Origin of the sequence: Streptomyces sp. NPDC049813 (assembly GCF_044465085.1) — a bacterium.
GTDB lineage: Bacteria > Actinomycetota > Actinomycetes > Streptomycetales > Streptomycetaceae > Streptomyces.
This window is the reverse complement of the sequence record NZ_JBITLI010000004.1, coordinates 114202-127223: the sequence shown is the minus strand read 5'-3', so window position 1 is coordinate 127223 and position 13022 is coordinate 114202. Positions and strand designations below refer to the sequence as shown.

12 protein-coding genes and 1 pseudogene are annotated in these 13022 nt (G+C 72.0%); 9 read left to right on the top strand and 4 right to left on the bottom strand.

Annotation, left to right across the window (positions count from 1 at the left end; all coding sequences use genetic code 11):
• Nucleotides 1–94: 94 nt before the first annotated feature.
• The 5 genes from ACIBW6_RS11005 to ACIBW6_RS10985 all read left to right on the top strand — a co-directional run bounded on the left by ACIBW6_RS11005 (nt 95) and on the right by ACIBW6_RS10985 (nt 4009).
• On the top strand, nt 95–2311 hold the full coding sequence (locus ACIBW6_RS11005; RefSeq protein WP_399058942.1) for an ATP-dependent DNA helicase UvrD2: 2217 nt from the start codon (nt 95–97) through the stop codon (nt 2309–2311).
• A gap of 163 nt (nt 2312–2474) precedes the next feature.
• Nucleotides 2475–2798, top strand: a complete 324-nt coding sequence (locus ACIBW6_RS11000) for a hypothetical protein (RefSeq protein WP_399058941.1) — start codon at nt 2475–2477, stop codon at nt 2796–2798.
• A gap of 187 nt (nt 2799–2985) precedes the next feature.
• On the top strand, nt 2986–3354 hold the full coding sequence (locus tag ACIBW6_RS10995) for a WhiB family transcriptional regulator (RefSeq protein WP_324771169.1): 369 nt from the start codon (nt 2986–2988) through the stop codon (nt 3352–3354).
• Entirely contained in the window at nt 3351–3674 is a 324-nt protein-coding gene (locus tag ACIBW6_RS10990) for a hypothetical protein (RefSeq protein ID WP_399058940.1), read from the top strand. The genes ACIBW6_RS10995 and ACIBW6_RS10990 overlap by 4 nt, the downstream gene beginning before the upstream one ends.
• 131 nt (nt 3675–3805) lie before the next feature.
• Nucleotides 3806–4009 carry a hypothetical protein gene (locus ACIBW6_RS10985; RefSeq protein ID WP_399058939.1) on the top strand — a complete coding sequence of 68 codons (204 nt, stop codon included), beginning with the start codon at nt 3806–3808 and terminating at the stop codon, nt 4007–4009.
• 39 nt (nt 4010–4048) lie between these two features.
• Here the strand turns inward: ACIBW6_RS10985 and ACIBW6_RS10980 are convergent, their stop codons facing one another.
• Both ACIBW6_RS10980 and ACIBW6_RS10975 read right to left on the bottom strand, forming a co-directional pair.
• A complete protein-coding gene (locus ACIBW6_RS10980; RefSeq protein ID WP_399058938.1) occupies nt 4049–5410 on the bottom strand; it encodes an ABC1 kinase family protein in 1362 nt (453 codons plus the stop codon).
• Between the two features lie 5 nt (nt 5411–5415).
• A pseudogene (locus ACIBW6_RS10975) lies at nt 5416–6640 on the bottom strand (TOMM precursor leader peptide-binding protein); the annotation flags it as partial.
• Nucleotides 6641–6847: 207 nt separating this feature from the next.
• Here ACIBW6_RS10975 and ACIBW6_RS10970 point away from each other — a divergent pair.
• From ACIBW6_RS10970 to ACIBW6_RS10955, 4 genes are all read left to right on the top strand, one after another.
• Nucleotides 6848–7444: a M48 family metallopeptidase gene (locus tag ACIBW6_RS10970; protein WP_399058937.1), complete on the top strand. Its 597-nt coding sequence runs from the start codon at nt 6848–6850 to the stop codon at nt 7442–7444.
• 113 nt (nt 7445–7557) lie between these two features.
• The gene (locus ACIBW6_RS10965; protein WP_399058936.1) at nt 7558–9231 is read left to right on the top strand and encodes a TerD family protein; all 1674 of its coding nucleotides are present in this window, start codon (nt 7558–7560) and stop codon (nt 9229–9231) included.
• A gap of 11 nt (nt 9232–9242) precedes the next feature.
• On the top strand, nt 9243–9923 hold the full coding sequence (locus ACIBW6_RS10960) for an AIM24 family protein (protein WP_399058935.1): 681 nt from the start codon (nt 9243–9245) through the stop codon (nt 9921–9923).
• A 15-nt stretch (nt 9924–9938) separates the two neighbouring features.
• Nucleotides 9939–10694, top strand: coding sequence for an AIM24 family protein (locus tag ACIBW6_RS10955; RefSeq protein ID WP_399058934.1), 756 nt, complete (start codon nt 9939–9941; stop codon nt 10692–10694).
• Between the two features lie 116 nt (nt 10695–10810).
• Here the strand turns inward: ACIBW6_RS10955 and ACIBW6_RS10950 are convergent, their stop codons facing one another.
• Both ACIBW6_RS10950 and ACIBW6_RS10945 read right to left on the bottom strand, forming a co-directional pair.
• Entirely contained in the window at nt 10811–11335 is a 525-nt protein-coding gene (locus ACIBW6_RS10950; protein WP_399058933.1) for an NUDIX hydrolase, read from the bottom strand.
• Complete coding sequence (locus ACIBW6_RS10945; protein WP_399058932.1) at nt 11332–12888, bottom strand: zinc-dependent metalloprotease; 1557 nt, start codon at nt 12886–12888, stop codon at nt 11332–11334. Before ACIBW6_RS10945 ends, ACIBW6_RS10950 begins: the two co-directional genes overlap by 4 nt.
• Between the last annotated feature and the right edge of the window lie 134 nt (nt 12889–13022).

Sequence of the window (13022 nt, the reverse complement as noted above, 5' to 3'; positions counted from 1 at the left end):
CATTCCCACTCGCCGCCCGCATTAGTACGACTAGGACCGGCTGCCTGTGGACAACGCGACGCATCCGTCCCCGCCGACCTGGCAGCATGGCGGGGTGACAGCAGCAACGCACTCCACCCTGTTCCCACAGGTCCCGGAAACGGCCGACGCGGTGCTCGACGGGCTCGACCCCGAGCAGCGCGCCGTGGCGACGGCCCTGCACGGGCCGGTGTGTGTGCTCGCGGGGGCGGGCACCGGCAAGACCCGGGCGCTCACCCACCGCATCGCCTTCGGCGTCCGCGCCGGGATCCTCCAGCCGGCCAGTGTGCTCGCCGTCACGTTCACCAACCGCGCCGCGGGCGAGATGCGCGGCCGGCTCCGGCAGCTCGGCGCGGGCGGGGTGCAGGCCCGCACGTTCCACTCGGCGGCCCTGCGCCAGCTCCAGTTCTTCTGGCCCCGGGCCGTCGGCGGGGAGCTGCCCCGGCTCGTCGACCGCAAGATCCAGCTCGTCTCCGACGCCGCGGCGGCCTGCCGGGTGCGCCTGGACCGCGGGGAGCTGCGCGATGTGACCGCGGAGATCGAGTGGTCCAAGGTCACCCAGACCGTCCCCTCGGACTACGTGGCCGCGGCGCACAAGACCGGCCGGGAGACCGTCCGGCACCCGGCGGAGATCGCCCAGATCTATGCCGGGTACGAGGCGCTGAAGCGGGACCGTTCGGTCATCGACTTCGAGGACGTGCTGCTGCTGACCGTCGGCATCCTCCAGGACCGGCACGACATCGCCGACCAGATCCGCGCCCAGTACCAGCACTTCGTCGTCGACGAGTACCAGGACGTCAGCCCCCTCCAGCAGCGCCTGCTGGACCTCTGGCTCGGTGACCGGGACAGCCTGTGCGTCGTCGGCGACGCCAGCCAGACGATCTACTCCTTCACCGGCGCCACCCCCGACCACCTGCTGAACTTCCGCACCCGCCACCCCGGCGCCACGGTCGTCAAGCTGGTCCGCGACTACCGCTCCTCGCCCCAGGTCGTGCACCTGGCCAACGGGGTCCTCGCCAGAGCCAGGGGCCGGGCCGCCGAGCATCGCCTGGAGCTGATCTCGCAGCGCGACAGGGGGCCCGAGCCGGTCTTCGCCGAGTACGCGGACGAGCCCGCCGAGGCCGAAGGGGCGGCGCGGCGCATCCAGGAGCTGATCGCCTCCGGCGTCTCCGCGGGCGAGATTGCCATCCTGTTCCGGACCAACAGCCAGTCGGGGACCTACGAACAGGCGCTCGCCGACGCCGGGGTCCCCTACCTGTTGCGCGGGGCGGAGCGGTTCTTCGAGCGTGAGGAGGTGCGCCGGGCCAGCCGGGCGCTGCGGGCGGCGGCCCGCTTCGGGGGCAACGACGCGGAGCTGGACGCCGCCGGAGATCTGCCCTCCCAGGTGCGGGCGGTCCTCTCCGGCGAGGGCTGGACGACCGAGCCGCCCGCAGGGTCGGGGGCGGTCCGGGACCGCTGGGAGTCCCTCGCGGCTCTCCTGCGGCTGGCCGAGGACTGTGCGCGCGCCCAGCCCGCCGCCACCCTGGCCGACTTCGTGACGGAGCTGGACGAGCGGGCGAAGGCGCAGCACGCCCCGACCGTGGAGGGCGTCACGCTGGCGTCGCTGCACGCGGCGAAGGGCCTCGAATGGGACGTGGTGTTCCTGGTCGGCCTCGCCGAGGGCATGATGCCGATCACGTACGCCAAGACCGATGAGCAGATCGAGGAGGAGCGCCGGCTGCTGTACGTCGGTGTGACCCGGGCCCGCTCTCACCTGGGCCTGTCCTGGGCGCTGTCGCGTTCGCCCGGCGGGCGGCCGAACCGCAGACCGAGCCGCTTCCTGGACGGGCTGCGGCCGGGTTCCACCGGTTCGGCGGGACGGAGCGCGGGCGGGGGCGGCGGTGGCGTCGAGCACGGGGTGCGGGCGGCGGCCGGGGAGCCGCTGAGCGCGGGGCGCCGCAGGGGCGCCAGGAAGGTGGCGCGCTGCCGGGTGTGCGGGCGCACGCTCGACGCGGCGGAGATGAAGCTGATGCGCTGCGAGGACTGTCCTTCGGACATGGACGAGGGGCTGTACGAGCGGCTCGTCGAGTGGCGTGCCCGCACGGCCGCCGCCCTGGGCCAGCCGGCGTTCTGCGTCTTCACCGACAAGACCTTGATCGCCATCGCCGAGAGCGCGCCGGAGGACGAGGGCGAGCTGTCCCGCGTCCCGGGCGTCGGTGTGCGGAAGTTTCGGGCTCACGGATCCGATGTGCTGGCTCTTTGTGCAGGTCAGGTGCTGGGCGGAGAGGGTGAGGACGCCGACGGGGGCGACTGATGCGAACTCGTCGAAAAAATAGTTTGCGCATGCCCCAGCAATCCCCATAGGTTCTTAAGCACGAAAGCAGCGGCCTTCTCGAAGGCCCTGGTTCCGTGCTGTACTGACAAGCCGTTGGACCGGTTCGCGCCGGTCCCCAAGACGCCGAGAGGAGGCGATTCCCGTGATCAGCATCAACACCAGCTCCATCAGCACCGTGAAAATGACCGATCTCTCGGTCGTCGCTTCCTGCCTGCTCGGCTTCTCGAACGTGGGCACCGGTCTGTCTGGCGTCAGCGCCATGCGTCCGGAGTCCGGTCTGTCTCTCGCGGGTCTTCCCATTCGCGAGGGCAATGAGCGACCGACGAAGGCACCGGAAGCAGTAGCGACGGCACAGGCTCAGGCCTATGCCGCAGCCGCGGCCGGTGCCGGATTCCGGAAGCAGACGACGCAGCACCACACGATGTGGGCCTTCCGTGGGCTCGAACCCTGGAGTGATCCAGTCTGATCGACGATCAGACAGGCGCCTTCAGGGCCGCGGAACCCCACCCGGGATCCGCGGCCCTTCTGTTTTCCCGGAAGATCCAGCGATCTTCCGAGGAACCGGAACCTAGGGGCCTCGGGACAACTGAAGAACCCGGCACCACCGCCACTCGGCCCACCGGCCGGAATGACAAGACGAGGAAGAAAACACCGTGCAACTCGAAGCGCACGCTCCGTCCGTACCGCCTTCGGACCCTCTTCCCCCGCCCGTGCCCACGGAGGACACCACCTTGAACCCGCTGACTGCGCTCACCGCGCTCGACGACGCCATCGAGAACCTCGGCGTGCCCGTCCCCTGCCGTGCCTACGACCCGGAGGTCTTCTTCGCGGAGTCGCCGGCGGACGTCGAGTACGCCAAGTCCCTCTGCCGTACCTGCCCGCTGATGGAGGCCTGCCTCGCCGGCGCCAAGGAGCGGCGTGAGCCCTGGGGCGTCTGGGGTGGCGAGCTGTTCGTCCAGGGCGTCGTGGTCGCCCGGAAGCGGCCGCGTGGCCGCCCGCGCAAGAACCCGGTCGCCGCATGAACACCCGAGGAACGATCGACCGCCCCCTGACGCACGACCCCAAGAAGCAGGCCCCGATGAAGCCGTCCACGAGCGAGCCCGCCGGCTCGGCGATCCCAGACTTCCCCCCGTCCGACGCACACGACTCGCGTCAGAACAGGACCCGTCAGATGCAACTCATCCCAGAAGCCCTGGCTCGTGCGCATATGCACGAACAGCTGCGGGACGCCCACGCCGAACGCCAGGCGCTGCGCCTGGTGGTCGCCCGCCGGATGCAGCGTCGTGCCGAGCGCGCGTCGCTGCGCGCCCGGCGCGCCCTGGCCATGGCCGTCATGCAGTAACGAGTGATCGGTCACAACCGATCCGCACCGCCATGCAGCGCGGTGGTCCCGCGGGGGCCGGCCCGGAAGGGGTCGGCCCCCGCGGTGCGTTGAGCCGGACGATCATCGGCCCATGGGGTTATCGTCGCGACGTGACGTCTGTTCCTTGCGGGGACTCCGCGCAGCAGCCCGATCCCGCGGACGTCGTGTGCGCCCGGTGCGGCACGACTGCCCAGGGACCGCCCCTGACCTGGACCTGCTCGGTCGAAGCCGGTGTGCGGCGGTACTTCTGTGCGGCGTGCGCCCGGGAGCACATCAGGGCGATCGAAGGCCGGCTCGACTCCGAGTGGTGGTGAGCCGCACCGCGACCGGACCGGCGCCTCGGCCGGCGGCGCTCACGCCTCGGCGCTCGTCTCCTGGCCGGTCGCGTCCGGCTCGACCGTGAACCCGGGCATCCACGCCTCCAGTTCGTCCCGCAACCGCACCGTCGCGCCGAGCTGGCACAGCACCCCGATCGTGCTGAGCGTCACCCGGTGGATCAGCAAGTACGCGGGCGGCAGGTTCAGTTGCTTGCCCAACTGGTGGGCAGGGGAGCGGATGTCGGCGATGCGCGCCGCCTGACCGCGCATCCAGGACCGGGTGAACGTGAACGCGTCGACCCGGGCCGGCTCGATGATGGGGAGCAGATAGTCGAGCACGTCGTCCGGTTCGAGTGCGATCGACTCCTTGACGAAGCCTTCTGCGCGCAGCAGCTCGTAGACACCGGACGCGTCGCCGTCGAGGGTCATCCGCAGCGACGTGCCGATCGGCGCGGGGAGGCCGCCGGGAAGCCGGTCCACGGTGCCGAAGTCCAGGACGCCGAGGCGCCATCCGGCCGCACCGTCCGGCAGCAGCCGGAAGTTGCCCGGGTGCGGGTCCGCGTGGAGCAGACCGGTGCGCGCCGGGCCCGAGAACAGGAAGCGGGCCAGCAACTGCCCGGCGCGGTCCCGCTGTTCCTGGCTCCCGTCGCTGATGATCTCGGAGAGGGGCGTCCCCTCGATCCACTCGGTCACCAGGACCTGGTCGCACTGGTGCACCACGTCGGGGACGACGACGTCGGGGTCGTCGCGGAACTCCTCGGCGTGCGCGCGCTGAGCCGCCGCCTCCAGGCCGTAGTCCAGCTCCTCGGTCACCCGGTCCCGCATCTCGGTGATCAGCGGCTTGATGTCCATGCCGGGGACCAGCGGACCCAGCAGGCGGGCGAAGCGGCTGAGCTGGCCGAGGTCCGAGAGCAGGGCCTCGCCCGCGCCCGGGTACTGCACCTTCACCGCGACCTCGCGCCCGTCGTGCCACACGGCGTGGTGCACCTGGCCTATCGACGCGGCGGCCGACGGCTTGTCCTCGAACTCCAGGAACAGCTCCTGCCACCCCGCCCCGAGCCGCTCCTCCAGCACCGCGTGCACGGTGCGGGTGGGCATCGGTGGCGCGGCTTCCTGGAGCTTCGTCAGGGCCGCCCGGTACGGGCCGGCGACCTCCTCCGGCAGCGCGGACTCGAAGACGGACATGGCCTGTCCGAACTTCATCGCCCCGCCCTTCAGCTCGCCGAGGACCTTGAACAGCTGATCGGCCGTGCGCTGCTGCAGTTCGCGCCCGACGATCTCCGCGGACTTACCGCCGATGCGCTTGCCGAGGCCCCAGGTCGCGCGGCCGGCGAAGCCGATCGGTAGTGCGGCCAGCTTGGCGGTACGGGTAACCGCCTTCCGGGGAAGATCAGACATACACCCCTCCAAGTGCCGGACAGCCGTGCCGCGCATGCCCTGGCGTCATGACGCCCTAGCCGTTGCTTACTCCACCATTGTGTCGTGCGGCCCTCCCTGAACGGGGGCCTCCTTCCCGTTACCTCCCTCACCCGCACCGCACGGGCACTCCGGATGCGGCCACACCGGCCGGGCGTGCCAGTCGAGGCCGGGTGCCGACGCCTCCCACCGGGCCCCGGTGGACGACGGCAGCTCCCCGTCCAGGAAGGTCAGTGCGTGGGCCGCGGTCAGGCCCGCCACGGCGGTGGCGAGGCCGAGATCACAGGCCTGGACCTGGCGGGCGGCATGGCCCGAGCGCCACTGCGCCAGCAGCCGCGGCCACGCCGGACTGCGGTCGGTGCGTCCGAGGAGCAGGCAGTGCGCGCAACCGGTGCCGCCGGGCAGGACCAGGGGACCCACAATGCCGGTCGCCTCGGTCACACCCGCGTACAGGTGGGGGATCCCCGCAGCGATCAGGTCCTCGGCGGCCGACGGGTCGGGGGCGTGGACCGCGAGCCCGTCGCGCGGGGCGAGCACCACGAGGGTGAGCGCGGCCTCCGCCTCCTCCCGTTCGGCCGGTCGGGCCGGCGCCCTGCGCCGGTCCGGCCGGGGCGCCCGGGCCGGGGCGACGGCACGCACCACCTGGCGCGCCGACACGTCGCGGCGCTCGCCCACCGCCTCCACCGGCTGGCCGCCCGGGGCGACGTCCCACGGCTCGACGCGGCCACCGTCCCGGACGTCGACATGGCCCACGCCCGCCGCGGCGAGCACCGCGGCGACCACCGCCCCGACCCGTCCCGCGCCTCTGACCTGGACCCGCATGTCGTGCCGGGCCGCCAGCTTCCGGGCGGCCTCGGCCGGTTCGGACGTGGTGACCGTCAGCGCGGCGTGGTCGGGGCGCAGCCGGTCCATCACCTGCGTCTGTTTACGCAGGGCTTCCGCGGCCGGGCCGCCGCCGGTGGCGTCGTCGAGCAGTCCCGCCCCGCTGAGCCGCTCGAGCAGGGCGTCCACGTGCCCGTCGCGCAGGCCCATGCGCTGCGCCTCCTCCCGGAGCAGTGGCACCCCGCGAGTCCCGTCGAGCAGCGTCAGGAAACTGCCGGTGGCCGTGTCGACCGGGCCGAGCACCACGGCGTGCGCGGGTGTCAGTCCGAACTGCACCGTGTTCAGGTCGTGCCAGCCGCGCCGCAGCGCGGGCTTCAGGATCGGATGCATTGCTTCCCCCGTGCCGCCATGTGTGTCGTCGCTGTCGCTTGTCCGCGTCGATCGATGGCCAGCCTGCCCGGTCCGCCGGCTGCGTGACGCGCGTTGTCCACAGGCAGGGGGTGATAGTCGTACAAGTCAAACGGTCGGGTGCGCGGGAGCACACCGAACCGTCCGGGAGGCGGGACTTCCACCCTGCTCTACCGGTAACGTCGGGGCGTGCCCGCCGACCCTCCGCACCGTGCCACGAAACCGCTGCGCAGCATGAGCAGCCCGCCCTCCGGCGGCCCAGGAGTGAGCGCGGTCGAGGTCCGCAGGAGCGCTCGTCGCCGCAGGACGGTCTCCGCGTACCGCGAGGGCGATCGCACCGTGGTCCTCATCCCGGCCCGCATGTCGGAGGCCGAGGAGCGGCGCTGGGTCACGGTCATGCTCGACAAGCTCGCGGCGCAGGAGAGCAAGCGGGTCCTCGGCGACGCGGAGCTGGTCGAGCGGGCCGCGCGGCTGTCGGAGCTGTACCTCGACGGCAAGGCAAGACCCGACTCGGTGCGCTGGGTCACCAACCAGAACACCCGGTGGGGCTCCTGCACCCCCGCGGAGGGCAGCATCCGGCTGTCGCACCGCCTGCAAGGAATGCCCGAGTACGTCGTCGACTACGTGCTCGTCCATGAGCTCGCCCACCTGCTGGTCCCGGGCCACGGCCCGCGTTTCTGGCGGCTTCTGGAGGCCTACCCCCGCACCGAGCGGGCGCGCGGGTACCTCGAAGGGGTGGTGGCGGCGGACCGGCTACCGCACTCGCCGCCCGCGCGCGGCGAGTGAGGGACCGAGCGGCCCCGTTCTGTACCAGGGCTGTACCGACTTCTTCCGGCCCCGGTGTTTGCGGTTAGCCTGACGCGACGCAATCACATCCGGATGGGGGACGGTCGTTACGCATGGCCAGGGAATTCCAACGCGGCCACAAGGCCAAGATCAGCGACCTCACCGCGGGCACGGACCTGTACGTCGGCGTGCAGATCACCGGCCCCGGACTGACCTTCGACATCAGTTGCTTCGGGCTCGACGCGGACGAACGGCTCTCCGACGACCGGTACTTCGTCTTCTTCAACCAGCCGAAGACGCCCGAGGAATCCGTCCAGCTGCTCGGCGCCCAGGCCGGTGACGCGGAGTCCTTCCGCGTCACGCTCGAGAAGATCCCCGCGCACATCCAGAAGCTGTCGTTCACGGCGACGCTCGACGGCCCGGGCCAGCTGTCCCAGGTGGCACCCGGGTACATCCGCATCGTCGCCGGCGGCGAGGAAGTGGCGCGGTACTCCTTCCACGGCGGTGAGTTCTCCACCGAGCGTGCGGTGATGCTGGGGGACTTCTACCTGAAGGACGTCTGGCGCTTCGCGGCCGTCGGACAGGGGTTCGACGGCGGCCTGGACGCGCTGCTGAAGAACTTCGGCGGCGAGGTCGCGGAAGAGGAGCCCGCGCAGCCGCAGTCCGGCGCGGCTCCCGGGTTCGCCCCGCCCGCCCAGGCCACGGCCCCGCCCGCCTTCGCGGCTCCCGCCGCGCCCGCCCCGGCGCCCGCCGCGCCCACCCCGGCCGCCCCGCAGCACTTCGCGCCGCCGGCCGCCCCGACGCAGCCGCAGACGGCCACGCCGCCCCCGGCGCCCGCCCCGGCCACGCCCTCCGTCCACGCGGCGCCGACCATCGTCGCGCCGATGTCGCCCCCTCCGGGCTCGGTGCCCCCGCCTCCGGCCCCCGCGCCGTACGGGCAGCAGCCGCCCCAGTACGGGCAGGTTCCCGCGCAGGGCGCAGGAAGCCTGCCGCCCGGGTACAGCCCGCAGCCCGGTTACGGCCAGCAGTCCCCGGCGCCGACCGCGCCCCCCGGCTACGCCCAGCCGCCGGCCGCTCCGTCCCCCTACGGCGCGCCGCAGGGCGCCCCGCAGCAGGCCGGGCCGCCGGGTGTGGCCGCCGCGCTGGAGAAGTACCGCGAGGCCCCCACCGGCCAGCGCTGGACGCTGCAGAACAAGAAGCTGATCCGGGTCGACCTCGGCGCGGGCGGCGACCAGCCCGTGCTCGCGCGACAGGGCAGCATGGTGCTCTACCAGGGCAAGGTCGAGTTCAACTACAAGGGCGCGGGTTTCGCCGGCCGGGTCGTCGGCAACGCCACCGGCCAGGAGATGCAGCTCATGCGCTGCACGGGCCGCGGTCAGGTCTTCCTCGCGGAGGAGGCCACCTACCTGCACCCCATCGAGCTCCAGGGAGACGCGATCTGCGTCTCCGCGGAGAACGTCCTCGCCTTCGACGAGAGCCTCCAGCACGAGGTGCGCCGCATCGAGGGGCACGGCATCCCCGGTGGCGCCCTGTTCGTCATGCAGTTCCAGGGCACCGGGACCGTCGTCGTGAAGACGCACGGCACGCCCGTCGTGCTGCCGGTGACCCCGACGACCTTCGCCGACTGCAACGCGGTCGTGGCCTGGTCGGCGGCGGCGCAGGCGATCATCTCCAGCCAGGTCCGGATGCGGCGCAACGCCTACCCCGGACACAGCGGGGAGAGCGTGAACCTCCAGTTCCGGGGCGCACCCGGCAACTTCATCATCGTCCAGCCGTACGAGGTCTGAGGGAGCCCGTCATGAACCAGCCGCTCGCGGGCTTCGCCCCGACACCCGTAGCCGCCCGCATGGAGAACCACGGCAGCAACATGCTGAAGGTCGCCATGCAGACCGGCAACGACCTCTACGCGCGCGTGGGCTCGATGGTCGCCTACGAAGGCTTCGTCCAGTACGAGCCCAACCCGCCCGCCGTACGCCAGATCGCCCGCGACTGGATCACCGGCGAAGGCGCACCCCTCATGAAGTGCTCCGGGGACGGTCTGCTCTACCTCGCCGACTACGGTGCCGACGTCGTCGTCATCAATCTCGGCGGCGACTCGATCTCCGTCAACGGCACGAACCTGCTCGCCTTCGACGCCCACCTCCAGTGGGGCGTCGAGCGGGTGAAGGGCCTCGCCAAGTTCGCCGGACAGGGCCTGTGGAACATCAAGGTCAGCGGGCAGGGGCACGTCGCCCTCACCTCGCGCGGCACCCCCATCGTCGTCGACTGCGGCCGGGGCGAGGACGAGACCTACGTGGACCCGGACGCGCTCATCGCCTGGTCACCGAACCTGAAGGTGAAGGGCAAGCGCAGCTTCAAGGCCGGTTCCCTGATCGGGCGCGGCAGCGGCGAGGCCTACCAGATGGGCTTCTCCGGGGAGGGCATCGTCGTCGTACAGCCCAGTGAAGACAGCACCGACCGTCTCCGAGCACGGGGCTGAGGGGGAGCGACCACCATGCAGAGCCCGCTTTTCGCGTACACCGAGCAGCAGACCCAGGAGCGCTACACGGTGCAGAACCCTCAGATGCTGCGGGTCTCCCTGGAAGGCCACGACGACATCCTCGCCCGTAAGGGCTCGATGGTCGCCTACCAGGGGCTGATGGAGTTCGACGGCGAGATCCAGACGGCCGGCCAGCGCCGTTCGCGCGCGTACACCGGCGAGGGCCTCGACCTGATGCGGTGCCACGGGCAGGGCACCGTCTACCTCGCCAACCTCGCCCAGTACATCCACGTCGTGGACGTCGAGCAGGACGGGCTGACCGTCGACAGCAGCTATGTGCTGGCGATGGACTCGGCACTGCACCACGAGGTCATCGCGGTGGACAGCCAGTTCGGTATCTCCGGCTCCGGCAAGTACCAGCTCAACATCACCGGGCGCGGCAAGGTCGCGCTGATGACGTCGGGCCAGCCGCTGATGCTCCAGGTCACACCGGACCGTTACGTCAACGCCGACGCGGACGCCGTCGTCGCCTGGTCGACCGGGCTGCGGGTGCAGATGCAGGCGCAGACCCACTCGTCGGGCGTCTGGCGCCGCCGCGGCAACACGGGCGAGGGCTGGGAGCTGAGCTTCATGGGGCACGGCTACGCGCTCGTCCAGCCCAGCGAGCTACTGCCGCCGCAGAACGCGGTGGTGGGGCAGGGGATCGCGGCCCAGTACGGAATGGGCCAGCAGGGGGCACACGGTCAGAACCAGGGCAACGCCTGGAGCTGACGCTCACGTGGACGAAGGTGAGGGGCGGGCACCCAGGTGCCCGCCCCTCACTCGTCCGCCGACCACCCACGGTCGACGCCCTACAGCCTCAAAGACGTCCTCAGCCCCAAGACGTCCTACAGACGGCTCCGCGCCGCCTCCATCAGCCGCACCACCGACGTGTCGGCCACCTCCGCGACCTCGTCGTAGCGGAACCAGCGCAGGTCCAGCGACTCGTCGCTGATCGCCTCCGTGGCGCCCGCGGGCGCGAGCGCCGCGTACTGGGTGTCCAGGTGCTCCGTGCACGGACCCGGGATGGCGTGCCGGTCGAGCCGGACCGGGCCGCCGCCCAGGAGCGTGAGCCCGGAGATGCCGGACTCCTCGGTCGCCTCCCGCAGCGCGGCGGCGGCCAGGGTCGGGTCGCCCGGCTCGCAGTGACCGCCCATCTGGAGCCACATCCGCAGCTTCTTGTGGAGTGTGAGCAGGACGCGCCCGCGCTCCGGGTCGATCACCAGGGCGCTCGCCGTCAGGTGACCCGCGGTGCAGGGCTTCCACAGGGCGGCGTCACCGTGGGCCGCGAGGTGGTCCAGGTAGCCCTGGCGCAGCTCCGGCTGGTCCTCGTAGCTCTTGAGCACGAGGACCGCGTCGTCGTACAGAGTCACTTGTCGCCGACGCCCCCATCGCCCTCGTCGCTCTTGCCGGGCGTGTCGGTCCCGTCGGCCGGGCCGGCCGAGTCGCTCGTGCCGCCGGGCGCGCCGGTGTCGCCCGAACGGCCGGCGCCGTCCGTGTCCGGGCCGCCGTCCGTGTCCTTCTTGGACAGGGACGGCTTGCCGCCGGCCGCCTCGCCGAGCATCGCGTCCAGCTCCGAGAAGTCCAGGTGCTCCCGGTGGACGAAGCCGTCCGGGTCGTCCAGGTCGGAGGCGGTCGGCAGCATGTCCGGGTGCTCCCACAGACCGTCCCGGCCGTCCACCCCGCGCGCGTCCGTGAGCGAGGCCCACAGGCGCGAGGCGTCCCGCAGCCGGCGCGGACGCAGCTCCAGGCCGATCAGCGTCGCGAACGTCTGCTCCGCGGGGCCGCCGGAGGCCCGGCGGCGGCGCAGCGTCTCGCGCAGCGCGTCGGCGGACGACAGCCGCGGCTTCGCGGCGGCGTGGACCACCGCGTCGACCCAGCCCTCGACGAGCGCGAGAGCCGTCTCCAGGCGCGCCAGGGCGGCCTTCTGCTCGGGCGTGTCCTCCGGCTGGAACATGCCCTGCTGGAGCGCCTCCTGGAGCTGCTCCGGGTTCTGCGGGTCGAACTGGCCGACCACGTCCTCCAGCTTCGAGGTGTCGACCTTGATCCCGCGCGCGTACCCGTCGACCGCGCCGAACAGGTGCGAGCGCAGCCACGGCACGTGCGAGAAGAGCCGCTGGTGGGCGGCCTCGCGCAGCGCCAGGTAGAGGCGGACCTCGTCCTCGGGGATGCCGAGGTCCTTGCCGAAGGCCTCGATGTTCAGCGGCAGCAGCGCCGCCTTGCCGGCCGGGGCCAGCGGCAGGCCGATGTCCGTGGAGCCGACGACCTCGCCCGCGAGCACGCCGAGGGCCTGCCCGATCTGCGACCCGAACATGGCGCCACCCATGGAGCGCATCATGCCGATGAGCGGGCCCGCCATGGCCTGCATCTCCTCGGGCAGCACATCGCCCATGGCCAGGCCGACGCGCTCGGCGACCGGGTCGACGAGCTCCTTCCAGACCGGGAGGGTCGCCTCGACCCACTCGGCGCGGCTCCACGCCACCGCGGAACCGGCACCCGAAGGCAGCGACGTCGCGTCGTCCAGCCACAGGTCGGCCAGGCGCACGGCCTCCTGGACGGCGGTGCGGTCGGCCGCGCTGACGCTCGCGTCCTTCACGCCGTCCTGCGTGCCCTGGGAGACGGTCTGACGGGCGATGTCCTTCGCCATGTCCCAGTTCACCGGGCCGCCCTCGTACGAGAGCATCTGGCCGAGCTGCTGGAACGCCGCCCCCAGATCGTTCGGATTCATCGAGCCGAACATCGCCGCGAACGGGTTGTCCCCGCCCGCGCCGCCCGGTCCGCCGGCGCCCGGCAGGCCCGGGAAACCGAATCCGAGGGGGTTGGCAGGTCCCTGACCGCCACCGCCCTGCTGGTCCTTCTTCTTGCCCTCGTCGCCGTCGTCCGGCTCCTCCGGGGGAAGGCCGAAACCAAATGGGGTGTCACTCACGGGATTCCTCGGCTGGTAAGGCCACCGGTTTCTCTCCCGGCGGCGACTGCCCGACTACACACACCCAGCGTAGACACCGTGACGGGATCGGGCCTCGGTGCTTCGCCAACTCATGGCCTGCGGCAGGATGGATG